Annotated in this window: 1 protein-coding gene and 1 tRNA gene; both read left to right on the plus strand. The window is 50.1% G+C overall.

Features of this window, described 5'->3' with window-relative positions:
* Window positions 1–272 (plus strand): DUF4253 domain-containing protein (locus tag QVO39_RS00905; protein ID WP_288171304.1); only part of this gene is annotated, 272 nt, incomplete at its 5' end.
* A gap of 97 nt (window positions 273–369) precedes the next feature.
* Window positions 370–443: transfer RNA gene (locus tag QVO39_RS00910), tRNA-Asp, on the plus strand.
* Window positions 444–447 lie beyond the last annotated feature (4 nt).

Below are 447 nucleotides of genomic sequence, written 5' to 3' on the forward strand. Positions count from 1 at the left end.
TTACTTATCTTTCTTATGGCGGTTGGAACGAATGCCCCACGGCAGAGGAGCATGCTCAGATTGCCCGATATTGGTACGAATCGTATGGAGCAGTGGTGATTAAGATCGCTAGTGACTCCGTTCTGTACTACACCCCCTACCCCCCTATGGGAGACACTACCTCCCTAGCCAAGAATCTATTTGCCTACGCCCAAGACACTGTAGAGACCAATCTACCCTCCCTAGCATCGCACCTACACAAGTCGCATATCTGGTACTGCTGGTGGGATTAGGCGACAAAATAAATACTTTTTCGCGGCAATATTTGGTGGATTGAAAAATCCTTGCTATCTTTGCCGAGCAAAGCCATAACAACAACGGCTAAAGCACGGTGTGGTAGTTCAGCTGGTTAGAATACCTGCCTGTCACGCAGGGGGTCGCGGGTTCGAGTCCCGTCCATACCGCAGA

The sequence above is a fragment of the Porphyromonas sp. CAG:1061 genome, assembly GCF_000435035.1.
In the GTDB taxonomy this organism is placed as follows: domain Bacteria; phylum Bacteroidota; class Bacteroidia; order Bacteroidales; family Porphyromonadaceae; genus Porphyromonas_A; species Porphyromonas_A somerae.